Source organism: Pseudomonas sp. Pf153 (assembly GCF_001269775.1).
Taxonomy (GTDB): domain Bacteria; phylum Pseudomonadota; class Gammaproteobacteria; order Pseudomonadales; family Pseudomonadaceae; genus Aquipseudomonas; species Aquipseudomonas uvaldensis.
Genome location: NZ_LHVL01000013.1, coordinates 117,399 through 140,737, shown reverse-complemented (window position 1 = coordinate 140,737; position 23,339 = coordinate 117,399). Strand labels below are relative to the sequence as shown.

Genomic DNA, 23,339 nt, shown 5'->3' with positions numbered 1-23,339 from the left:
CAACGTCGACCTCACGCTCCTTCTCCATTCGATGCCGGGTGTCGAGCCAACGGTTGGTCCGCTTGCCACCCGCCACCCAGGGCCTTGTACAGGGCGATCCAGTAGCGAACCTGGTCCTGCTGCAAGGTGATCAATTCGATTTCCGCCGTCAGTGCCTGGCGGCGAGCGGTTTCCCGGTCCAGCAGACTGACGCTGCCGGCCTGCCAGTTACGGTCGATGGCCTCGAACGACTCACGGAAACCGGCGGTGGAGCGCTCGACGTCGGACTCCCGCCGCCGCGCCGCATCGAGGCGCACCAGCGCCTGTTCGACTTCCATGACGCTGGTGCGCAACGTTTGGCGATACACCGCCAGGGCCGCGTCGTAAGAAGCCCTTGCCCCCTCCACCGCCGCGCGGCGCTTGCCACCGTCGAACAGCGGAATCGACAACACCGGGCCCAGCGACCAGGAGCGGTTGCGCTGCCCCACTGTATCGCCGACCGAAAAGCTGCCAGAGAGGCTCAAGCTGGGCAGACGATCGGCCTGGGCCACGCCGATCTCGGCGTTTGCCGCCGCCAGTTCCCGCTCGCTGGAGGCGACATCCGGGCGCTGGCGCAACAAGTCCGCGGGAATCTGCCGCACATCGAGCCCGGCCGGCCTTGGTAGTCGGGCCGGCGTCTTGCCGAGCACCGCCAACAGCCGCTCCTCATCACCACCGGTCAACGCGACCAGGCTTTTCAGCAATACCTGACACTCACTCTGCTGCTGGACCAGGGCTGCCTCGCTACTGGCGGCACTGGCATCGGCCAGCGCCGCATCGGCGGACGACGTGAAGCCGGCCCCGAACGACTGACGGGTGATGCGCGCCGTGTCCTGTTGCGACTGGGCCTGGTCCCGGTAGGCCAATACCAGTTTCTGGCAGCCGCGGTACTGCACGTAGTAGTCGCCTACCTGGGCGGCCAGCGACACCCGCGCGTCATGCCAGTCATCCACGCGCGCTTCGACACGGGAACGGGCCGCTTCGTTGTTGCGTCGCAACTTGCCGAACAGATCGATCTCCCACGCAGCGTCCAGCGCGGCGGAAGAACCCGATCCCCCCAGGCGCTGCGAGCCGGTCTGCTGCCCGCCACGACCGCCGGACAAGCGACCGTCGACGGTGGGCAAGGCATCGGCCGCATCGCTGTCGGCTGTCGCCCGGGCCAATGCGATATTGGCCCAGGCCTGGTCCATGGACGGGCTATCGGTTTCGGCCAGACGTAACAGCTGCGCCAGGGCCGGGTCGTCGAATTGCTGCCACCAGTCGGCCAGGGCGGCCACCGACGCGCCGTGTGGGAGCGGCGCCTGCCACTTCGCGGCAACCGGAACGGTCGGCACCCGATAGTCAGGCCCCAATACACAACCGCCCAGCAACACCGCACACAGTGTCACCAGCAGCATGTTTCCTGGGGGCTTCAAGGCAGGCATAGGGTTCTCTTGGACCTGGCGCGGATGAACCAATGGCCAGGTGCGGCTCGGGATATGGCAGATCAACAACGGTGGTTATTTAACCTTGGGCCCGCTGGTGTGTCTGGCGTGGGAAACGGGGACAGGTCCCGGCAAGAAAACTCGCGATATATCCGGGGGGCTGCTGAAATGCCTCGACCTGAAAACAAGGGCCGCATGTTCCCTGTCCGGCTCCCTTTCCATAGCCAATGGATGATCGAATATGGAAGCACTCACTTACCTCAAAAGCGTCGAGTCCAATGCGCGAACCTATGCGCAGACTTTCCAGCGGCTATTTGTCAGCGGCAACGGGATGCGTATCCGGGATGCCAGCGGGCAGGAATTCCTCGACTGTCTGTCGAACGCCGGCACCCTGGCCCTCGGGCATAACCCTCCCGAGGTGCGGGATGCCGTGATGGCGTTTCTCGGCAGCGATCACCTCCAGCAGGCGCTCGACCTGGCCACACCAGCCAAGCATGCATTTGTGCAGCAACTTTTCTCGATGCTGCCGGCCAGGATGCGCGACACCAGCAAGATCCTGTTCTGTGGTCCCAGCGGTTCGGATGCAGTGGAAGCCGCCATCAAGCTGGCGCGCCATTACACCCGGCGCTCGCCGTTGATGGCTTTCCACGGGGGGTACCACGGGATGACCGCCGGGGCGTTATCCGCGATGGGCAAGCTGACGCCGAAGACCGGGGACGGCCTGATTGCCCAAGGCACGCACTTCCTGCCGTTTCCCTATCGGTTCCGCTGCCCGTTCGGCACCGATGGCGAACACACCGAGCAATTGTCCATCGACTACATCCGCACGGTCCTGTCGGATCCCGAAGGCGGTGTCGCCAAACCGGCCGCGGTCATCGTGGAAGTGGTGCAAGGCGAAGGGGGCTGCATCCCCGCCTCGGCCAACTGGCTGAGAGCGTTGAGAGAAATCACCCTGGAGCAGGACATCCTGCTGATCGTCGACGAAGTCCAGACCGGACTGGGACGAACCGGCAGCACCTTCGCCATCGAACATGCCGGGGTCGTACCCGACATCCTGGTGCTGTCCAAGGCCATTGGCGGTGGCTATCCCCTGGCGGTCGTGGTGTATGCCGAACACCTGGATACCTGGGGCCCTGGCATGCATGCGGGCACCTTCCGCGGCAATCAGGTGGCCATGGTCGCGGGCGCCGCGACCATGCGCCAGATCAGCAGGGACAACCTGGTCGCCAATGCCGCCCGGATGGGTGAGCGGTTGCAGGGCGGCCTCCGGGAGATCGCCCAGCGTTATCCCTTCATCGGCGACATTCGCGGTCGTGGCTTGATGATCGGCGTCGAAATTACCAAACCGCCAGTCCAGCAACGCGCCGGCCAGGCCGACGGAACCCTGGCCCACGCCATCAAGCTCAACTGCTTCGACAATGGCTTGATGATGGAGACCGGAGGGCGCCACGGCGCGGTGCTCAGGTTCCTGCCGCCGCTGACCATCACCGAGGGTGAAGTCGACATGGTCCTGGACCGGTTTGACCAGTCACTCGCAAAGGTCGTCGATAAACGCCCCCAGGTGGCACGCGAAACAGTCTGAAAGACAACCCCCTTGTGGGACTCCCACAAGGGGTGGGTGTCCCGCGTGAAGCCATAGGGGGTTACGCGAGCAACTGACTCAGCACTGCACGCAACTTGCCAGGCTTGACCGGTTTATTGAGCAACGGCGCGTTCAGCTTGCGCAAGGCGCGACGGCATTGGTCGCTGCGGTCGGCGGTGATGATGACCGCCGGTATCGGCTGCTGGAAATGCTCGCGCAAGTGCCTGACCACTTCGCATCCGACCACGCCATGATCCAGATGAAAGTCCGCCAGCACCAGTTCCGGTGCCCGGCCCTGCAACACATCCAGCGCGGCCGCTTCATCAGTGGCCGTCAGCACTTCACAGCCCCACTGCTCCAGCAGCGCGGCCATGCTTTGCAGAATACTCAGCTCATTGTCGATCACCAGCAGCCGGCGTCCCGGCAATGGGTTACCGGCCACCGCCTGGACAGGCACATGCGACACGGGCAATGGCTTGTCATCGGACAATGGCACCTCGATGCTGAACACCGAGCCACGCCCGGGTCGGGAACGTACCTGGACGCGATAACCGAGGATATGGGCGATACGCTCGACAATGGCCAGCCCGAGCCCTACCCCTTTGCGGTCAGCCGCCCTGCCCACATCGAGTTGGTTGAATTCGAGGAAGATCGATTCCAGGCAATCGGCCGCAATCCCGCGTCCCGTATCCCAGACCTCCACGCTCACCCGACCGCCTCTGCGCCGGACGGCCAGGAGAATGCCACCTTGATGGGTATAACGGCAGGCATTGCTGAGCAGGTTGCGCAGGATGCGCGTCATCAGCCGCAGGTCGGTCAACACCGCTTCGTCGACAAAGCGCACCCTCAATTCCAATCCGGCTGCGCCGGCCACCGACTGAAACTCCGAAACCAGCGGCGCCAACAGCTCGTCCAGGCGATACGACGCCAGGTCCGGGCGAACCGCCGCCTGGTCCAACCGGGAAATATCCAGCAGGTCGGTGAGCAGGTCTTCGGCGCCTTCCAGCGCCTGGTGGGTTCGCTCCACCAGCACGTGTTCGGGCGCAGGCAAGGGGCGCTCGCGCAACGTGGCGATCAACAGGCGTGCGGCGTTCAGCGGTTGCAGCAGGTCATGGCTGGCGGCGGCGAGGTATTTGTCCTTGCTGCGATTGGCGGCCTGGGCGGCGTCCCGGGCATCGCGCAACTGTTGCTCCACGCGCTTGCGCTGGGCGATCTGCTGCTGCAGGTTGTGGTTGGCCTCCAGCAGTTCATCGGTGCGCTCGGCCACCCGTTGTTCCAGCTGGTCGTTGAGCTGCTGCAGGCGATGCTTGGCCTGCTCCAGCTCCTCGAGGCGTGCCGCCAGTTCAGGGTAATGGCTCTTGCGCGTCGAATGGTTGCCCAGTCCCAGCAGCCCCGCCAGGGCTTCCTGTCGCTCGTCAGAGGGCTTCGCCATAGACGACCTCGACATCCCGCTGGCTCGACTCCCGAGGATTGGTGAGGATGCACGGGTCATCCATTGCGTGTTGGGACAGGAACGGAATGTCCGAGGTGCTCACCCCATGCAGTCCCAGGGTCTCATGGAAGCCTATGGTGTGCTTGAGCGCGATCAGGTGCTCCACCAGCCGCGTGCGGATCTGCCGGTGGTTGAGCCCGCGGCAGTCGATGCCCAGCGTCTCGGCAATCACCTTGAAGCGCTCCGGCGCCGAGCTGTAGTTGAACGCCACCACGTGCTCCACCAGCACGGCGTTGCACAGGCCATGGGGCAGGTCCAGGAAACCACCCAGGCTGTGGGACATGGCATGTACCGCGCCGAGGATAGCGTTGGAGAATGCGAGGCCGGCCTGCATGCTGCCGAGCATGATCTTTTCCCGCAACGCGACATCCGCCGGATTGGCGATCATCTGTACCAGATTGTTGTTGATCAGGCGCATCGCCTCCAGCGCATGGGGATCGGTCAGCGGCCCGTGCCCGGTGGATACGAATGCCTCGATGGCGTGCACCAGCGCGTCGATGCCGGTACAGGCCGACAGAAACGGGTCCATGCTCAGGGTGGTTTCAGGGTCGATCAGCGACACATCCGGCACGGCCGCCTTGCTGACGATGGAGAACTTCATGCGCTCCTGCTGGTTGGAAATGATCACGAACTGCGACACATCGGCGGAGGTGCCGGCCGTGGTGGGGATCAGGATCAGCGGTGGACTGGGGATGTGCAGGGTGTCGACGCCTTCGAATTCAAGGATGTTGCGACCGTGGGCGACGACGATACCGATGCCCTTGCCGCAATCCATCGGGCTGCCGCCACCGACCGCGACGATGACATCGCAGTGGTTTTCCCGGTACAGCTCGGCACCGAGCATCACTTCCTCGACCCGGGGATTGGGCGAGACGGCGCTGTAGATACAGTAATCGATCCCAAGGGCCTGGAGACTGGCTTCGACATCGCCCACCCAACCGGCGGCGATAACCCCGGGATCGGTGACGATCAGCACCTTGCGTGCACCGAACGTCTTGGCGTAATTGCCGACATTGTGCCGGCAACCGGCGCCGAACATGATTTCAGGAGATACGAACTTGCGCAGTGGACTGAGGCTCATCTTTTCCGATGCATGGCTCATGGGTAAGCCTGTTCTTATTGTGGGGTACCCTGAGCCTAAAGCATCCCACCGTGATTGCAATCAGACCAATGGGTAGCCCGGCCTGAGAGGGTCAGGCCGGGCCGGTACTCACCGGTTGGCGAAGTACATGGTCACTTCGAAGCCGATACGCAGGTCGGTGTAGGCAGGTTTAGTCCACATGGGTCTTTCCTCTTCTTGTGCCGGGCCATTCCGGCAAGGTCATTAATGCATGGGGAGCACCGGGTTCGAATGCTACTTTCGAAGCGGTGGGTGGGGTGCGTTGGTAGTGATTTCAGGTGTTACCCAAACCCTATGTGGGAGCGGGCTTGCTCGCGAAAGCGGTCGGTCAGTCACTGAATGAGTGGATGCACTGCCGCCTTCGCGAGCAAGCCCGCTCCCACAAGAGTCTGGGGTGGCTTCAGTTTAGAAGAACCCCAACGGATTGATGTCGTAGCTCACCAGCAGGTTCTTGGTCTGCTGGTAGTGGTCGAGCATCATTTTGTGGGTTTCGCGGCCGACCCCGGACTTCTTGTAGCCACCAAACGCGGCGTGGGCCGGGTACAGGTGGTAGCAGTTGGTCCACACACGGCCGGCCTTGATCGCCCGGCCCATGCGGTAGGCGCGGTTGATGTCGCGGGTCCAGAGGCCGGCGCCGAGGCCGAACTCGCTGTCGTTGGCAATCGCCAAGGCTTCGGCTTCGTCCTTGAAGGTGGTCACGCCCACTACCGGGCCGAAGATTTCTTCCTGGAACACGCGCATCTTGTTGTGGCCCTTGAGCAGCGTCGGCTGGATGTAATAACCGCTCGACAGGTCACCTTCCAGGCGCTCGGCCGCGCCGCCGATGAGCAGTTCGGCGCCCTCTTCCCTGGCGATGTCCAGGTACGAAAGGATCTTGTCGTATTGCTGCTCGGACGCCTGGGCGCCGACCATGGTCTCGGTGTCCAGCGGGTTACCGCGTTTGATCTGCTCGATTTTCTTCATCACCACTTGCATGAATTCGTCGTAGATCGACTCCTGCACCAGGGCGCGGGATGGGCAGGTGCAGACTTCGCCCTGATTGAAGAACGCCAGCACCAGGCCCTCGGCTGCCTTCTCGATGAAAGCCGGCTCGGCCTGCATGATGTCTTCGAAGAAGATGTTCGGCGACTTGCCGCCCAGTTCCACAGTGGACGGAATAATATTCTCGGCCGCGCATTTCATGATGTGCGAGCCCACCGGGGTGGAGCCGGTGAAGGCAATCTTGGCGATGCGCTTGCTGGTGGCGAGGGCTTCGCCTGCTTCGCGACCGAAACCATGGACAATGTTCAACACACCGGCCGGCAGCAGGTCGGCGATCAATTCGACAAAGACCATGATCGACAGCGGCGTCTGCTCCGCCGGCTTGAGCACGATGCAATTGCCTGCCGCCAGGGCCGGTGCGAGTTTCCAGGCGGCCATCAACAGCGGGAAGTTCCACGGGATGATCTGCCCGACCACGCCCAGCGGCTCGTGGAAGTGATAAGCCGTGGTCAACTCGTTGATCTCGGCCGCCCCGCCCTCCTGCGCCCGGATGCAACCGGCGAAATAGCGGAAGTGATCAGCCGCCAGCGGCACGTCGGCATTGAGGGTTTCCCGTACGGCCTTGCCGTTATCCCAGGTTTCGCTGACCGCGAGCACTTCCAGGTTCTGCTCGATGCGGTCGGCAATCTTGAGCAGCACCAGGGCACGGTCCTGGACCGAGGTCTTGCCCCACGCATCGGCGGCGGCATGAGCTGCGTCCAGTGCCTTGTCGATGTCGGCGGCGCTGGAGCGCGGGAATTCGGCGATCACTTCGCCGTTGACCGGCGATGTGTTGGTGAAATATTCCCCGTGGACCGGCGCGACGAATTCGCCGCCGATGAAGTTGCCATAGCGCGGCTTGAAGGAAACGACGGCGCCTGGGGTTCCGGGTTGTGCGTAGATCATGATTGGGCCTCTGCCTGGTCGATGCCTGTCACGGGACAGGCGATAGGCCGATGGTAGAGAGCCCCAGGCGGCGGACGAATGCGTCGTTGGCAGTGGGGCTCTCGTTATTTGGTCGTAGGTTTTTGGGGTGGGAATCCTGAAAGCTGGTGCTGGTGCTGGTGTTCTGTGGGAGCAAGGCTTGCCCGCGATGGAGGCACCTCGGTTTCAGGATGAACCGAGTCAACTTCATCGCGGGCAAGCCTTGCTCCCACAGGTTGCCGCCTCACCACAGAGACAGCGCCCTGCTCTGCTTCAACTCAGCGCTTGGCGACCAGGTCCTTCGGCAACTTGAACGTCCAGAGCATCCCGCCCTGGTTGAAATCCTTCACACGCTTGGCCACTTCGCCGCCCCACAGCGGCACCGCGCCGCCCCAACCGGACACCACGGAGACATACTGCTCGCCGTCCATTTCCCAGGTGACGGGCGAACCGAGCACGCCGGAGCCGGTCTGGAACTCCCAGACCTTTTCCCCGGTCTTGGCGTTGAAGGCCTGCAGGAAGCCCTCAGGCGTACCGGTGAACACCAGGTTGCCCTTGGTGGTCAGCACCCCACCCCACAGCGGCGCGAAGTTCTTGTGACGCCACACTTCCTTGCCAGTCTTGGGATCGATGGCCCGCAGCACGCCGATGTAATCTTCGTTCAGCGGCTTGATGGTGAACCCGGCACCGAGGAACGCCGCGCCTTTCTTGTAGGCGATGCCCTCGTTCCAGATATCCATGCCCCATTCGTTGGACGGTACGTAGAACAACCCGGTGTCCTGGTTGTAGGCCATGGGCATCCAGTTCTTCGCGCCCAGGAAGGCCGGCGCCACGAACACCGAGCTGCCCTTCGCTTCGCTGCCCGGCGCGCCCGGACGGCTGGCTTCGTTGTAGATCGGCCGCCCGTCCTTGTCCAGGCCGCTGGCCCAGGTGATCTTGTCGACAAACGGGAAGCCACGGATGAACTTGCCGTTGGTGCGATCGAGCACGTAGAAGAAACCGTTGCGGTCAGCGGTTGCCGCGGCCTTGATGTCCTTGCCGCCGTCCTTGTAGTTGAACGAGATCAGCTCGTTGACGCCGTCATAGTCCCAGCCGTCGTGAGGCGTGCTCTGGAAGTGCCATTTAATGCTGCCATCGTCCGGGTTCAGGGCCAGGCGCGACGAGGAATAGAGGTTGTCGCCAGGGCGCAGGTGGGAGTTCCACGGAGCCGGGTTGCCGGTGCCGAACAGCAGCAGGTTGGTTTCCGGATCGTAGTAGCCGCCCAACCAGGGCGCAGCGCCGCCGGTTTTCCAGAGGTCGCCCGGCCAGGTCTTGCCAGCCTCGCCACCGGAGATGCCGTTCTCGACGGCCTTGCCGTTCTTGTAGACGTAGCCCATGTGGCCTTCCACGGTCGGACGGGTCCACAGCAGTTCGCCGTTCTTCGGGTCGAAGGCGCTGATCTGGCCCACCACGCCGAACTCGCCACCGGCCACACCGGTGATCAGTTTGCCGTTAACGACGATGGGGGCGGCACTGATGGAATAGCCTTCCTTGTGGTCGGCCACTTTCTTGCTCCACACCACCTTGCCGGTGTCTTTGTTCAAAGCCACCAGCTTGGCGTCGAGGGTGCCGAAGTACACCAGGTCGCCATACAGTGCCACGCCACGGTTGATCACGTCGCAGCAAGGACGGATGTCATCGGGCAGGCGCGCATCGTACTGCCAGAGTTTCTTGCCGGTGCGCGCATCCACCGCGAACACCCGCGAATAGGACCCGGTCAGGTACATCACCCCGTCCTTGATCATCGGCTGTGCTTGCTGGCCGCGCTGCTTCTCGCCGCCGAAGGAAAACGCCCAGACCGGACGCAGGTCCTTGACGTTATTGACGTTGAGTGTATCGAGCGGGCTGTAGCGCTGGCCCTGGACGCCCAGGCCGTTGGTCACGACCTGCTGCGGGTTCTTCGGGTCCTGGAGAATTTCCTGGTCGGTCACGGCGGCAAGTGCCGAACCGGACAGCAGCATGGCACTGAGCAGCAGGCTCACGGCGAAGGGTTGGCGACGTGCGGGATGAGTCATGACGGCTACCTCTGCGGTTATTGTTATACCCGGGAAATTTTCCCGGTCTGCCGCAGATTCTTGGGCTCGGGGCCGCTACCAACAATTGCCCGCTGTATTGAGTTTTCTAGTTCCTTGGTACAGGTGAGGGTCGCCGCAAGACCTGTGGCTATTGCGCATCCACCCGCCTCATCCCCGCCCGCTCATAGCGCGGATAAAGATGACTGACACTGCGAATCAGCTCATAACGACTCAGGCTGATCCCGGCAAATCGCTCGGGGATGGGGCTGCGAATCATCTCGGCCATGTCGTCGCCACGGGCCGCGCCGTCGCGCATCAGTTGATCGAGCCAGCCCAGATAATCGCGCATTTGCACGAAGGGCGAGGTATCGCTCGCCAACGGGCCATGGCCGGGCACGATGAGTTTCCAGGGCAAGGCTTGCAAGGAGTCCAGATCCCGGAGCCAAACATCGAGTCCCGGACTGTTGGGGGTGGTCAGGGCCCGCTCGTAGAACACCAGGTCGCCAGCGAACAGCACGCCGGTGGTTTCGTCCAGGACCGCCAGGTCGGCGCCGGTGTGCCCGGCCAGTTGCAGCAGGCGCAGCGAATGATTGCCCACCGTCAACGTGCCGGGCTCCACCACCTGGGTGGGCAACACCACCTCGGTACCGCGCATCCAGTCGCCGACCAGTCGGTACATGTTCTCGGCCATGGCCTCGCCTTGCTGTTTCAGCAGGTCCGTGGTGTTCGCCAAGGCACCGATGGGCACATCGTTGAATGCCTGGTTACCCAGGACATGGTCGGGGTGATGATGCGTCAGCAGGACGCGAATCACCGGTTTGTCCGTGGTCGCCGCGATGGCTTGGCGAAAAGCCTCGCCATAGCGTTTCGACGGTCCGGTATCGATCACCACGACGCCAGCCTCGGTGACGATGAAGCCGGTGTTGACGATATTACCGCCGTTGGCCTTGGCGAAGTTCTCGGTGCTGCCCTCCAGCAGCCAGGTACCCTCGGCGATCTGCCGGGGCTTGAGGGCATAGTCTGTCCCGGCCCAGGCCGCCCCATTCAGGCTAATGAAGATCAGCAGCAACCAGCGCATGGGACGCTCCTTATGGTCAGGGAATGGCCGCCTCGAACGCGTTGCCACTGTTATCGCGCAGCAACAGGCGAGTTTGGCCGGGGCCCTGGATGTCAAAACCCAGGTTGGGGTTTTCGCTGACCGCCGGAAATAGCTCCAGCCGCGCCAACACCCCGCCGTCGGCGTCCAACAGCCGGGCCTCGTTGAGGAAAAACTCCGGGATGCCGCTCACCAGGCCGTTGTCCATTGGATGGGCTACCTGCAGCCGCAGTCGACTGGTGTCGCCCCGGGGATAGCGCGCACCGAGCACTTCGCCCAGATGCTCCTCCCAACCCGGCTGGGTGCGCACCACACTGGGCGCGGTACAACCACCTCCGGCCGCGTCGATCACAGTCGAACCGACATGCCAAAGCCCGTCGCGGGTTTGTACGGCGGCACGCAACGGGGTGGCCTGTTCGATGCGGATGCGGATCGACAGCCAGGGCAGTACACGATCCCCCGGTTGAAAATCGACGATTTTCGGCAAGGGGTTCAACTCGGCCCAGGCCAGTACCCGCACCACATCACCGGCGAAGGCACGGGCATCGATTTCCAACGGCACCTGGCGCGCATCTTCGGCGAAAGGCGGCGCCACCACTCGGACCCGGTCATCGAACACGAACGGTGCGTCAGCCAGCAGTTGCTTGTGATAGAACGCCCACATCACCGAAGGCACCGGGTCCGTTCCCGGTTCCACCGCAGCCGTCGCCATCGTCGATAAGCCGCACGCCAGCAGCCAACACGCGAGCCCTTTCATCCCTGCGCTCCTATTGATACATCTCGGGCACTTCGTAGCGCAGGCCGTAATGCGCGTAGAGGTTCTTGACGCTGCCGTCGCGGATCAAGCCTTCCAGCGCCTCCTCCACCGCATAGGCCAGTTGCCGGTTGCTCTCATGCACCGCCATGCCGATTTCCCAGCGTTGCTTGCCCATGTTCGGGTAGGCGTTTTCCGCCAGGGCCAGTTGCGGGTCGCCTGCTTCGTGCACCTGCCAGTCGACCTCCCCGCGCATGGCCATGACCGCGTCGACGTTCCCGGCCTGCATCGCCTTGAACGCCTGGCTGACACTGGGGTAATGGTGAGTCCTGGCGCTGAGCATGCCGTTGAACACCGACGTCAGGTAGAACGACGGCACGCTGTCGACTTCGACGCCGATGGGGTGCTGCTGGAACACTGCGACGCTGCCCACCGAATCCAGCCGCCGACGGTCATACGCCACCTGCCAGCACTCCTGCTGATAGGGTCCGAACATCACCACCTGGGCATTTTCCAACTCCCCGATGTCGTTGCGCCTTTGCACGTAGTCGTGATCGTAAGGCACGCGCATCATCAGGTCGGCCAATTGCCGATCGTGCAACGGGCTGCTGCGCCAGATGTAATCGCGCAGGTCGTCATCGAGCTTCTCGCCGGGGGGCGCCCAGATCAGTTTCAGGCGTACGCCCATTGCCTTGGCCAAGGCTTGGGCCAGTTCCACATCGACGCCCCTGGGCTGGCCGTTTTCTTCGAAGCTGTAGGGCGCGAAGTCCTTGTAGACCGCCACTTTCAACTCACCGGCGGCGATCATCTGATCGTAGCTGCGCACCTGCGCCTGCACCGTCTGGCCGCACAGCAGCAGGCTGCAAATCACCCACGCGAACAGGCGCATGGCGATCACTCCTCGACGTGCACGCTGTCGAGATAAGTGCGCACGGCCCACAAGGCTTCCTGGCTCAGGTAATCGGCCATTTTCGGCATGTAGACCCGACCGTCGCGTACGGCGCCGTGACGCACGCGTTCGACGAACCATTCGTCGCCGGCCTCGGCGGCATCGAGCATGCGCAGGTCGGGGGCAATCCCGCCGGATTTGGCTTCCAGGCCATGGCACGCCGCACAGTTCTGGTTATACGCCGAGGCGCCGATCTCCACGGCCCGGTCCCGTTCGGGAGAATTGCGATAGGGGTTCTGGGAAGCCCAACCGTCGGCGTCCAATGGCAGGTTGGTGTCCTTGATGGGGGTCAAGCCCTTGGTTTCCACTGCCTGGGGCACTACGTTGCCATGGGCCCATGCGGAGCCTGCGCCGATCAGCCCCATCAGCAATGCGGTAGCGATGATGGCGTTGCGTTTTGTTGTCATTGTTATGCCCTCTGGATTACACGCAAGACCTCTTCGCAGAGGCCGTGCCGTCATCTTAGGAACCGTGTCGCGCCAGCCGAATGCTGCTTTGGTGCGCGGGTCCTAGTTCCTTGGTAGCAAGCCCTCCGACGCAGGTCGCAAAGACAGGCGGTTCGGGAAGACTTCCCGGCAAGGGCGGGATTTTTTCCGTATCGGCCAGGCCCCGGCGCGACCCAACCTAGTCAGGCCAAAACCTCACTGGGAATGCCCACCATGACAATAAAAAACCCACCCGCCCTCTGCGCCCTGAGCGCCGCCCTGCTGCTGGCCGGCAGCTTGTCGTTCAGCTCCCTGGCCAGCGCTGCCGTCAGCTGGGAAGACATCGCCAACGACCACCTGACCCCTCAGGACGTGCTGCAATACGGCATGGGCACCAACGCCCAACGCTGGAGCCCGCTGGCCCAGGTCAACGACAAGAACGTCTTCAAGCTCACCCCTGCCTGGTCCTATTCGTTCGGCGACGAAAAGCAGCGTGGCCAGGAGTCCCAGGCCATCGTCAGCGATGGCGTGGTGTACGTCACCGGCTCGTATTCCCGGGTGTTCGCCCTCGACGCCAGGACCGGCAAGCGCCTGTGGACTTACAACCACCGGCTGCCCGACAACATTCGCCCGTGCTGTGACGTGGTCAATCGCGGCGCGGCCATCTATGGCGACAAAATCTACTTCGGCACCCTGGACGCGCGGGTGGTTGCCCTGGATAAAAACACCGGCAAAGTGGTCTGGAACAAGAAATTCGGTGATCACTCCGCCGGCTACACCATGACCGGCGCCCCGGTGCTGATCAAGGACAAGAGCAGCGGCAAGGTGCTGCTGATCCACGGCAGCTCCGGCGATGAGTTCGGCGTGGTCGGACAGTTGTTCGCCCGCGATCCCGACACGGGTGAAGAGGTCTGGATGCGGCCCTTCGTCGAAGGCCACATGGGCCGCCTGAACGGCAAGGACAGCACCCCGACCGGCGACGTCAAGGCGCCCTCCTGGCCCGACGACAAGACCACCGAAACCGGCAAGGTCGAGGCCTGGAGCCACGGCGGAGGCGCGCCCTGGCAGAGCGCCAGTTTCGACCCCGAGACCAACACCATCATTGTCGGCGCGGGCAACCCCGGCCCATGGAATACCTGGGCCCGCACGGCCAAGGACGGCAATCCCCGCGATTACGACAGCCTTTACACTTCCGGCCAGGTGGGTGTCGATCCCAGCACTGGCGAGGTGAAATGGTTCTACCAGCACACGCCCAACGATGCCTGGGATTTTTCCGGCAACAACGAGCTGGTGCTGTTCGACTACAAGGACAAGGATGGCAGGGTGATCAAGGCCACCGCCCATGCCGACCGCAACGGCTTCTTCTATGTCGTGGACCGCAACAACGGCAAGTTGCAGAACGCCTTTCCTTTCGTCGACAACATCACCTGGGCCAGCCACATCGACCTCAAAACCGGCCGCCCGGTGGAAAATCCCGGCCAGCGCCCGGCCAAACCGTTGCCCGGCGAAACCAAGGGCAAGCCGGTGGAAGTGTCCCCGCCGTTTCTCGGCGGCAAGAACTGGAACCCCATGGCCTACAGCCAGGACACGGGGCTGTTCTACGTCCCCGGTAACCAGTGGAAGGAAGAGTACTGGACCGAGGAAGTGAACTACAAAAAGGGCTCGGCCTACCTGGGCATGGGGTTTCGCATCAAGCGCATGTATGACGATCATGTCGGCAGCCTGCGGGCGATGAATCCCACCACGGGCAAGGTCGTCTGGGAACACAAGGAACCGTTGCCGCTGTGGGCCGGCGTGCTCGCCACCAAGGGCAACCTGGTGTTCACCGGCACCGGCGACGGTTTCTTCAAGGCTTTCGACGCCAAAACCGGCAAGGAGCTGTGGAAATTCCAGACCGGCAGCGGCATCGTCTCCCCGCCCATCACCTGGGAGCAGGACGGCGAACAGTACATCGGCGTCACCGTCGGCTATGGCGGCGCCGTACCGCTGTGGGGCGGCGACATGGCCGAATTGACCAAGCCGGTGGCCCAGGGCGGGTCGTTCTGGGCGTTCAAGATTCCGAGTTGGGATAAGGCGACGGCGCAGAAGTAGCAAGCTCTCAGAACCTCAACCCAATTCCCCATTGTGGGAGCGGGCTTGCTCGCGAAGGCGTCAGGTCAGCCGATATCCATGTTGCTGACCCGACGTCTCCGCGAGCAAGCCCGCTCCCACAGGGTCAACCGAGTTTACTGCCATGAATTACTTACCCCTGGCATTGGTGCTGCTCGCCTCTAGTGCCCATGCCGACGACTCCGACGCGGCCCTGATCCTCAACGGCTGCGTCATCGCCGAATCCAGCCAATGCCCCGGCGCCAACCTGCGCGGTGCCCGGCTGGCCAACCAGGACCTGCGCAAGATGAACCTCAGCGGTGCCGATCTACGGGATGCCGACCTGCGGCACGCGAGGCTGGACCTGGCGAATCTGGAGCGCGCCCGACTGCAGGGCGCCAACCTGACCCGCGCCAGTCTGCAGCAAAGTAACCTGCGCCTGGCCGACTTCACCGGTGCGACGCTCAAGGCCATCCAGGGCTGGGGGCTGTTTGCCCAAGGTGCACAGCTCCAGCGTGCCGACCTGAGCGCAGCCTATCTTCAGTTCGCTCGCTTATCCGGCGCGCGACTGCACGGAGCCAACTTGCAAGCGGCCGACTTGGAAATGGCTTGGCTGAGCAAAGCCGACCTCAAGGGCGCCGACCTGCGCGACGCCAACCTGCAAGAAGCCAAGCTCGGCGAAAGCAACCTGGAACAGGCCGACCTGAGTGGCTCGCGTCAGCATTACGGGAACTTCCAGGATGCAAACATGCAGGATTGCAAAGGATGTCCGGAATCCTGGGACCGATGAGAGCCTTTCGCCACAGGATGAGTTCTATAGGTTTTTTACCCCGCCACCCGCACCAAGCCCAGGTCGATCCCCAGATGCACCAGCTCGGCATGAGAGCTGACCTGCAACTTGCTCTTGAGCAGTGTCAGATGGTTCGACACGGTTTTAGCGCTGATGCACAACTGCTCGGCGATGGTGCGTGCGGGTGTGCCCTTGGCGAGCATGACGAAAATCTCCAGCTCACGCTGGGTCATGCTTTGCAGGCGCGGGTCGGTGTTTTGCCGGGGGCCGGCGCAAGCCAATTGGGTCGCCAGGGACTGTTCGATATAGGCGTGGCCGGCCAATACCCGGCGCACCGCCTCCACCAGCACCTGGGGCGCCGAGTTCTTGGTCAGATAACCGCAGGCACCGGCGTCCAGTGCCTGACGCACCAGCGGCAATTCATCGTGCATGCTGAAAAACAGGACCCGCAGTTGCGGCAGGCGCTGGCGCAGGCGCCGCGTGGTCTCCAGGCCACTGATACCGGGCAGGCCGAAGTCCATGATCACCAGATGCGGTACCTGTTCCTGCACGTGGCTTAACGCCTCTTCTCCGGTGGCTGCCTCCCGGACATGCAAATCCGGCATCAAGGCCCGCACAAGACTGGCGTAGCCCTGCCGAACCACCGCGTGGTCGTCCACCAACAAAATGTTCATCGTGCCTCCAGAGGGATATTCAAGGCCAGTGCCCAGCCTGCACCGGGCCGGCAGATGACGCGCAATTCGCCGCCCAGGCTGCGGGCCCGCTCGCACATCGAATGCAGGCCCACGCCCGGTCGATACGGCTGGAGGGCGCCCTGGCCGTTGTCGCGAACCAGCAGGCGCAGACGGCCGGCACGCTGACGCAAACGGATCCGTACATGGGTCGCGTTGGCATGGCGGGCAACGTTGGTCAGTGCTTCCTGCAACAGGCGATACAGGTGGGTCTTGTCCGGTCCCGACAACGGTGGCAAGGCATCCGCGATGCGTAACTCACAGGCGATGCCATGGGTGTCCTGGCATTGCCGCGCCAGCAAGCCAATGGCTTCGCCAAGCGGCAAGTGTTGCAGCACCACCGGGTACAGATCATGGACCAACGCCCGGAATCCCTGTTGCAAGTGCTCGCAGTCGTGCTCCAACTGACTGACCGTCTGCTCCAGTACCGAAGGCTGACCGGTGACCAGGCGCAGCAGACAGGCCCTGGCGCGGATGCCAGTCACATACTGGCCCAGGTCGTCGTGCAGCGCCTGGGCCAAATGGGTACGCTCACGCTCCTGCACCGCCAGCAGCGCCTGGGTGAGCCGGGTGTTATCGGCCCGAGATTGGGCCAGGACGGCGGTCATTCGATTGAAATGCCCTGCCAACTGTCGCGCCTCAGGGATGCCTTCGGCGGGCAGGTGCACTCGCAGGTCGCCGCTCGATACCTGGCGCAGCGCCCCCAGCAACTGATCCAGCATGCGCATGACCCGGTCCACCGCCCAGCGAATCACCAGCAGGCTGAGCAGCAGGGCCATGGCACAGACAACCAGCAACTGCACCAGCGAATCGAGGATCTCGTCGATTTCGTCTCGTGGATCGACGGCAATCCAGGCCCGTCGCCCGTCGCGCAACTGCACCACTTGAGCCATAGGACTGTCGTCGAGCAGCCATCGCCCGACCCAGCCCTTGGGCCCCTCTTCGTCCGGTATCGGGAACACCTCTCCAGGCCCCAGCCAACGCACCCGCACATGGCGCAAGCTGCCTGTCAGCCGTGGCTGCAGGCTCGTCGGATCGCGCTCGGCGGTTTCCTTGAGGTAATGCACCACGGATTCGGCTGATTGCAACTCGCGCTTCACGTCGGCCACGGCCTGATGCAACAGCAGCAGCGCACAGGCCAGGGTGACCAGGGCGAAGAATGCCGTGACCCAGAGGTTGATGCGCCACAGAGCAGACATGGTCAGTACCCCATTGCCGGGTTGAACTCACACCCCCAGCGCCAGACACATCCCTCTTGTGGGAGCGGGCTTGCTCGCGAAAACGGTCGATCGGTTTGCATAGAGGTGGACAGTGCCGCCGCCTTCGCGGGCAAGCCCGCTCCCACAGGGGGCCGCGGGTGTTTGCAGGTTTCGTGTTCACCGCACGATCCCTGTTTTCCAGACAACCGATCAACCCCGATCAAACTCAGGACCAGCAACAACGGCAACAGCAGCGCTTTGAAAGTCCGCACAGTCCGTCCGCTCCCTGATGAATGACAATGCCCTGCATCCTAGAACCCCGGGCCCGGCGGCGGGTTACTACCTTGGTACTGCACCGGCGATACTTTCTGCATATTTCCCCATGGGCGCGTGCTTCCTATGCTGGCGCTACCTGTAGTGGAGGTGTTATGCGTCGGCTCGTCAGTCTCACCTTGATTACTCTTCTTGCAGTCGCCGCCCAGGCGGATGAGGCGGCGCCGTTGCAGGTGCGTATCGGCTACCTGGGTTACCGTCCCGATCCGGGCCTGCTGCTCTCAAACGTGATCGCTGAGCCTGCCGACGCCGGACTACGTGGCGCTGAACTGGCGATCATCGACAGCAACAGCACCGGACGTTTCCTCAAGCACGATTACCGCCTGGAAAGCGCCAGCGTCGACAGCCCCGAAGCGCTGCTCCAGGCGGCCCGCGCCCAGCATGACCAGGGGCTGCGGTTGTTCGTGGTGAACGCCCCGGCCGCCAGCCTGCGCCAGCTCAGCGCCGCCCTGCCCGACAGTTTGCTGTTCAACGCGGGCAGCCCCGATGACAGTCTGCGCACCACGCAATGCCTGGGGAACGTACTCCACAGCCTGCCCGATCGGGCCATGCTTGCCGATGCTTTGGTGCAATTCAGTGTCGTGCGCAAATGGCAGCGGGCACTGCTGATCGTCGGCCAGACGCCAGACGACCAAGCCTACGCGACCGCCCTGCGGCGGGCCATGAAGCGCTTCGGCATGAAGGTGGTCGCCGAAAAAGCCTGGCAGTTCGACAACGACCAGCGCCGCAGCGCCCAGGCCGACATGCCGCTGTTCACCCAGACCGCCGAATACGACGTCGTGCTGGTGGCGGATGAACGCGGCGACTTCGGCGAATACCTGCCCTACCAGACCTGGTACCCGCGTCCGGTGGCCGGCACCCAGGGGTTGGTGCCCACCGGCTGGCACAAAACCGTGGAAACCTACGGCGCGGCCCAACTGCAAAAACGCTTTGAATCCCTGGCCGGTCGCTGGATGAACGACCGCGATTTTGCCGCCTGGATCGCCGTGCGCAGCATCGCCAGCGCCGTCAGCAAACTGCGCCAGAACGATGCTCTCGCGATCCGCCAGTTGGCCCTGAGCGATCAGTTGCCGCTGGACGGATTCAAGGGACGCAAACTCAGCTACCGCCCCTGGAACGGGCAACTGCGCCAGCCGATTCCCCTGGTACAGCCTCGGGCTCTGGTGAGCACCTCGCCCCAGGACGGCTTCCTGCATCCGTCCAACGAAATGGACAGCCTGGGCTACGACCGCCCCGAAGTGAGCTGCCGTTACCCCTGATCCGATAACAACAATAAGGAAACCGCCATGCGTCGCCCATTGCTGCAAGCCTGCCAAGCCCTGTCCCTGGGCATCGCGTTGTTCGCCGCCAGCCCTGCCGGCGCCAGCATCGCCTGGGTCTCCAACGAGAAAGACAACAGCCTGAGCCTGATCGATCTGCAGAGCCTGGAAGTCATCGAGACGCTGCCGGTGGGCCAGCGCCCCCGAGGGCTGTTGCTGTCTCACGACAATCGTCTGTTGTACATCTGCGCCAGCGATTCGGACCGGGTGCAGGTGATGGATGTGGCGACGCGCAAAATCGTCAAGGAGCTGCCCTCGGGCAAAGACCCGGAACAGTTCGCCCTGCACCCCAACGACCGCTGGCTGTACGTCTCCAATGAAGACGATGCCCTGGTCACAGTGATCGACACCCAAACCTCCGAAGTGCTGGGCCAGATCGGCGTGGGTGTCGAGCCCGAAGGCATGGCCGTGAGCCCGGACGGCAAGTGGGCAGTCAACACCAGCGAAACCACCAACATGCTGCACTGGATCGACACCAGTACCCAGACGCTGGCCGACAACACCCTGGTGGACCAGCGTCCGCGCTTCGTCGAGTTCAGTCGCGACGGCACCCAGCTCTGGGCGTCGGCGGAGATCGGCGGCACTCTGACGATTCTGGATGTCGCCACGCGCCAGGTGCTCAAGACCCTGACGTTCCAGATCAAGGGCGTGCACCCAGACAAGGTGCAGCCGGTGGGCATCAAGCTCAGCGCCGACGGCAAGCTCGCTTTCGTCGCCCTGGGCCCGGCCAACCATGTGGCGGTTATCGACGCCAAGACCTTTGAAGTGCTGGATTACCTGCTGGTGGGCCGGCGGGTCTGGCAATTGGCGTTCACCCCGGACCAGCGTCAGCTGCTGGCAACCAACGGCGTCAGCGGTGACGTCTCGGTGATCGACGTGCAGAGCCGCAAAGTGCTGAAGTCGGTGAAGGTCGGGCGCTATCCTTGGGGCGTGGTGGTGACGCCATGAACGCCTTGCAGGTCAGCGACCTGAGCTTCGCCTACGGTACACGCGACGCTCTCCGGCAGTTGGATTTCAGCCTGCCCGCCGGGCAATTCGCCTCGCTCCTGGGGCCCAATGGAGCGGGTAAGTCGACGTTGATCGCGCTGCTCACGCGCCTTTATGACGTGCAATGCGGCGAGATCCGCGTCGGCGGTCACTCTTTGCAAACCTCGCCCCGCCCGGCCTTGCGCCAGTTGGGCGTGGTGTTCCAGCAAAGCACCCTGGACCTGGATTTGAGCGTGGAGCAGAACCTGCGTTATCACGTCGCGCTGCATGGCCTGTCCCGACGCGAGGGCAGCGTCCGGATCGACACTGAGCTGGCCCGTCAGGAACTGACCGAACGGCGCCACGAACGGGTGCGCAATCTCAACGGTGGACATCGTCGCCGGGTGGAAATCGCCCGGGCGCTGCTCCACGAGCCGCGTCTGTTGCTGCTGGACGAACCCAGCGTCGGCCTTGATCCGGCCAGCCGCCAGGCCCTCGGCCAACACGTTCGTCAACTCTGCCGCGAACAGGGCATCAGCGTGCTCTGGACCACCCACCTGCTGGATGAAGTGCAACCCAGCGATACGTTGTTGATCTTGCATCAGGGCCGCCTCGTCGCCAGCGGTCCCGCCGAGGTCATTAGCCTGGAGTACGGCGGAACCCTGGGCTCAGCCTTCAATCGATTGACCGCTGTGGGAGCCCACCCATGAACGCGTACTGGCAGTGTTTGCGCGGCATCGTGATGCGCGAATGGCTGCGCTTCGTCTTGCAACGCACGCGCCTGCTCAGTGCTCTGGTCCGACCGTTGCTGTGGCTGCTGGTGTTCGCTGCGGGTTTCCGGGCGGCATTGGGCATCGCCATCATCGCGCCCTACGACACCTACATTCCTTACGAGGTATACATCGTGCCGGGGTTGGCCTGCATGATCCTGTTGTTCAATGGCATGCAGGGGTCGTTGTCGATGGTCTATGACCGGGAGATGGGCAGCATGCGCGTCCTGCTGACCAGCCCCCTGCCCCGCGCCTTCCTTCTGGCGAGCAAACTGCTGGCGACTTCGCTGATCTCGCTGTTGCAGGTCTATGCCTTTCTCGCCATTGCCTGGTTGTACGGCGTCCAGCCGCCAGCGATGGGCCTGTTGCTGGCGCTGCCGGCCCTGTTGCTGGTGGCCCTGATGCTCAGCGCCCTGGGGTTGCTACTGTCCAATGCCATACGGCAATTGGAGAACTTTGCCGGGGTCATGAACTTCGTGATCTTCCCGATGTTTTTCCTGTCCTCGGCGCTGTATCCGCTGTGGAAGATGCTTGAGGCCAGCCCCTGGCTGTATTGGCTTTGCGCGGTGAATCCGTTCACCCATGGCGTGGAACTGGTGCGCTTTGCCCTGTATGGGCAATTCAATTTGCTGGCGATGACGGTCTGTGCCGGCTTGACCCTGGTCTTCGCGCTGCTGGCGGTGTGGACGTTCAATCCGCAGCATGCGGCGGTGCGCAAGGCTGGCTGACGGTTTGCCTCTAATTCCGTGTGGGAGCACAAATTCGCGCATGTCGATGGATCCATGATCCTCCACTCATTTTTACGACTTTAGTACTGGTTTTCCTGTCTATGGTCGCATTCACAAGACCGCCACCCTGGCATGTAATGGACGCATAACAATAAGGATCAATCCCTATGTTCCGTTCATTGGCGATCGTCTTGCCCTGCCTGTGGCTGTGTGTCGCGCAAGCCGACACCTCGTTGTTCTCTCCCGAGGGTTACCGCATCGACCGGTATCGCAGCCCGACGCCCGCCGTGGCGCAAGGCGCGCAAACCATCGATACCCAGGCGTTGCAGCAACTGCTGGGGCAAACCCCGCCTCCGGTGCTGATCGATGTCTACCGCAGGCCCTGGGTGCAGGGGCAATTCATCGACAATGAGCCCCACGCCAACCTTCCCGGCAGCTTGTGGCTGGCCAATACCGGCGACGGCAATCTGGATCCCGCCTGGCGGGATTACTTCGTCCATTACCTGCGCAAAGCCACCGCTGGGCGTGCGGATCGACCGCTGGTCTTTTACTGCCGCTCCGATTGCTGGTTGAGCTGGAACGCGGTAAAACGCGCCGCGTCCATGGGCTATAAGCATCTGTATTGGTACCGTGATGGCCTCGATGCCTGGGAGGCGGCCAACCTGCCCCTGCAAGCGGCCCGGCCCGAGCCCTTTCCTTGATCCTGAATGTGCGTGCAACCGCTCCAGCCCCAACACAATAACGAGGTGAATGGCCGTGTATAAAATCCTGATAGCCGACGATCACCCACTGTTTCGCGAAGCCATCCACAACGTCATCAGCGACGGTTTTCCCGGCAGCGAGGTGATGGAAACCGCCGATCTGGACAGCGCCCTGGCCCTGACCCACGAGCACGACGACCTGGACCTGATCCTGCTGGACCTGAACATGCCCGGCATGCATGGCCTCAATGGCCTGATCAACCTGCGCAACGAAGCGCCCACCATACCCGTGGTGATCGTCTCCGCCGAACAGGACAAACAGATCGTCCTGCAAGCCATCACCTACGGCGCGGTAGGGTTCATTACCAAATCGTCGCCGCGCTCACAGATGACCGACGCCATCGAGCAGATCCTCAACGGCAACGTGTACCTGCCACCGGACATCATCCGCACCCAGAAGAACCCGGTAGGTCGACGCCTGAGCGAAACCCCGGCCTTCCCGCCCGAACTGCTCCAGGCCTTGACGCGCAAGCAATTGCTGGTGCTCGAGCGCATGACCAAGGGCGAGTCGAACAAACAGATCGCCTACACGCTGGACATTGCCGAAACCACGGTCAAGGCTCACGTCTCGGCCATTTTGCGCAAACTCAACGTGCACAACCGGGTGCAGGCGATCCTCAGTGCGGGGGATATCGATTTCGGGGCTTATCTGAGGCGCTGAGCCGCAATATCCCTTTGCGCAGTTCCATGTTTCGCAGAGTGTTCAATCCTGTGGGAGCTGAGCTTGCTCGCGATGGCGGTGGGTCAGCTTGCCTCCAAGTTGAATGTACCAAAGTCATCGCGGGCAAGCCTTGCT

General features: G+C 63.0%; 21 protein-coding genes. 9 read left to right on the top strand and 12 right to left on the bottom strand.

The window, feature by feature from the left end; all coding sequences use genetic code 11:
- Positions 1-11 precede the first annotated feature (11 nt).
- Positions 12-1,442, bottom strand: a complete 1,431-nt coding sequence (locus tag AD666_RS09525; protein WP_053150778.1) for an efflux transporter outer membrane subunit — start codon at positions 1,440-1,442, stop codon at positions 12-14.
- 241 nt (positions 1,443-1,683) lie between these two features.
- Between AD666_RS09525 and AD666_RS09520 the strand changes: the two genes are divergently transcribed.
- Positions 1,684-3,024: a diaminobutyrate--2-oxoglutarate transaminase family protein gene (locus AD666_RS09520; RefSeq protein ID WP_053150775.1), complete on the top strand. Its 1,341-nt coding sequence runs from the start codon at positions 1,684-1,686 to the stop codon at positions 3,022-3,024.
- Positions 3,025-3,085: 61 nt separating this feature from the next.
- Here the strand turns inward: AD666_RS09520 and AD666_RS09515 are convergent, their stop codons facing one another.
- From AD666_RS09515 to pedF, 9 genes are all read right to left on the bottom strand, one after another.
- A complete protein-coding gene (locus tag AD666_RS09515) occupies positions 3,086-4,456 on the bottom strand; it encodes a hybrid sensor histidine kinase/response regulator (RefSeq protein ID WP_053150772.1) in 1,371 nt (456 codons plus the stop codon).
- The gene (gene ercA, locus AD666_RS09510) at positions 4,440-5,597 is read right to left on the bottom strand and encodes an alcohol dehydrogenase-like regulatory protein ErcA (protein ID WP_156315933.1); all 1,158 of its coding nucleotides are present in this window, start codon (positions 5,595-5,597) and stop codon (positions 4,440-4,442) included. The genes AD666_RS09515 and ercA overlap by 17 nt, the downstream gene beginning before the upstream one ends.
- A gap of 129 nt (positions 5,598-5,726) precedes the next feature.
- Entirely contained in the window at positions 5,727-5,798 is a 72-nt protein-coding gene (pqqA, locus tag AD666_RS25950; protein ID WP_003243383.1) for a pyrroloquinoline quinone precursor peptide PqqA, read from the bottom strand.
- A 243-nt stretch (positions 5,799-6,041) separates the two neighbouring features.
- Complete coding sequence (locus AD666_RS09505; RefSeq protein ID WP_053150767.1) at positions 6,042-7,562, bottom strand: aldehyde dehydrogenase family protein; 1,521 nt, start codon at positions 7,560-7,562, stop codon at positions 6,042-6,044.
- Between the two features lie 296 nt (positions 7,563-7,858).
- Entirely contained in the window at positions 7,859-9,634 is a 1,776-nt protein-coding gene (locus AD666_RS09500) for a PQQ-dependent methanol/ethanol family dehydrogenase (RefSeq protein WP_053150764.1), read from the bottom strand.
- A gap of 148 nt (positions 9,635-9,782) precedes the next feature.
- A complete protein-coding gene (locus tag AD666_RS09495) occupies positions 9,783-10,712 on the bottom strand; it encodes a quinoprotein relay system zinc metallohydrolase 1 (RefSeq protein ID WP_053150761.1) in 930 nt (309 codons plus the stop codon).
- Positions 10,713-10,728: 16 nt separating this feature from the next.
- Positions 10,729-11,487 (bottom strand): quinoprotein dehydrogenase-associated SoxYZ-like carrier, encoded by a 759-nt coding sequence (locus AD666_RS09490; RefSeq protein WP_053150758.1) that lies wholly within the window; start codon positions 11,485-11,487, stop codon positions 10,729-10,731.
- 10 nt (positions 11,488-11,497) lie between these two features.
- Positions 11,498-12,373, bottom strand: coding sequence for an ABC transporter substrate-binding protein (locus AD666_RS09485; protein ID WP_053150755.1), 876 nt, complete (start codon positions 12,371-12,373; stop codon positions 11,498-11,500).
- 5 nt (positions 12,374-12,378) lie between these two features.
- The gene (pedF, locus tag AD666_RS09480) at positions 12,379-12,840 is read right to left on the bottom strand and encodes a cytochrome c-550 PedF (protein WP_053150752.1); all 462 of its coding nucleotides are present in this window, start codon (positions 12,838-12,840) and stop codon (positions 12,379-12,381) included.
- A gap of 252 nt (positions 12,841-13,092) precedes the next feature.
- On the opposite strand from pedF, the gene exaA reads away from it, so the two are divergent.
- Both exaA and AD666_RS09470 read left to right on the top strand, forming a co-directional pair.
- Positions 13,093-14,949 carry a quinoprotein ethanol dehydrogenase gene (gene exaA / locus AD666_RS09475; RefSeq protein WP_053150749.1) on the top strand — a complete coding sequence of 619 codons (1,857 nt, stop codon included), beginning with the start codon at positions 13,093-13,095 and terminating at the stop codon, positions 14,947-14,949.
- 142 nt (positions 14,950-15,091) lie between these two features.
- Positions 15,092-15,736: a pentapeptide repeat-containing protein gene (locus AD666_RS09470; RefSeq protein WP_053150746.1), complete on the top strand. Its 645-nt coding sequence runs from the start codon at positions 15,092-15,094 to the stop codon at positions 15,734-15,736.
- 35 nt (positions 15,737-15,771) lie between these two features.
- Here the strand turns inward: AD666_RS09470 and AD666_RS09465 are convergent, their stop codons facing one another.
- Both AD666_RS09465 and AD666_RS09460 read right to left on the bottom strand, forming a co-directional pair.
- A complete protein-coding gene (locus AD666_RS09465) occupies positions 15,772-16,410 on the bottom strand; it encodes a response regulator transcription factor (protein WP_053150743.1) in 639 nt (212 codons plus the stop codon).
- Positions 16,407-17,666: a sensor histidine kinase gene (locus AD666_RS09460; protein ID WP_053150740.1), complete on the bottom strand. Its 1,260-nt coding sequence runs from the start codon at positions 17,664-17,666 to the stop codon at positions 16,407-16,409. Before AD666_RS09460 ends, AD666_RS09465 begins: the two co-directional genes overlap by 4 nt.
- A 428-nt stretch (positions 17,667-18,094) precedes the next feature.
- Between AD666_RS09460 and AD666_RS09455 the strand changes: the two genes are divergently transcribed.
- The 6 genes from AD666_RS09455 to AD666_RS09430 all read left to right on the top strand — a co-directional run bounded on the left by AD666_RS09455 (position 18,095) and on the right by AD666_RS09430 (position 23,204).
- Positions 18,095-19,258 (top strand): ABC transporter substrate-binding protein, encoded by a 1,164-nt coding sequence (locus AD666_RS09455; protein WP_053150737.1) that lies wholly within the window; start codon positions 18,095-18,097, stop codon positions 19,256-19,258.
- Between the two features lie 27 nt (positions 19,259-19,285).
- On the top strand, positions 19,286-20,266 hold the full coding sequence (locus tag AD666_RS09450) for a YVTN family beta-propeller repeat protein (protein WP_053150734.1): 981 nt from the start codon (positions 19,286-19,288) through the stop codon (positions 20,264-20,266).
- A complete protein-coding gene (locus AD666_RS09445; protein ID WP_053150730.1) occupies positions 20,263-20,994 on the top strand; it encodes an ABC transporter ATP-binding protein in 732 nt (243 codons plus the stop codon). Before AD666_RS09450 ends, AD666_RS09445 begins: the two co-directional genes overlap by 4 nt.
- Complete coding sequence (locus tag AD666_RS09440; RefSeq protein ID WP_053150729.1) at positions 20,991-21,782, top strand: ABC transporter permease; 792 nt, start codon at positions 20,991-20,993, stop codon at positions 21,780-21,782. Before AD666_RS09445 ends, AD666_RS09440 begins: the two co-directional genes overlap by 4 nt.
- Positions 21,783-21,949: 167 nt before the next feature.
- Positions 21,950-22,483: a PQQ-dependent catabolism-associated CXXCW motif protein gene (locus AD666_RS09435; RefSeq protein WP_053150725.1), complete on the top strand. Its 534-nt coding sequence runs from the start codon at positions 21,950-21,952 to the stop codon at positions 22,481-22,483.
- A gap of 55 nt (positions 22,484-22,538) precedes the next feature.
- A complete protein-coding gene (locus tag AD666_RS09430; protein ID WP_053151254.1) occupies positions 22,539-23,204 on the top strand; it encodes a response regulator transcription factor in 666 nt (221 codons plus the stop codon).
- Positions 23,205-23,339: the final 135 nt, after the last annotated feature.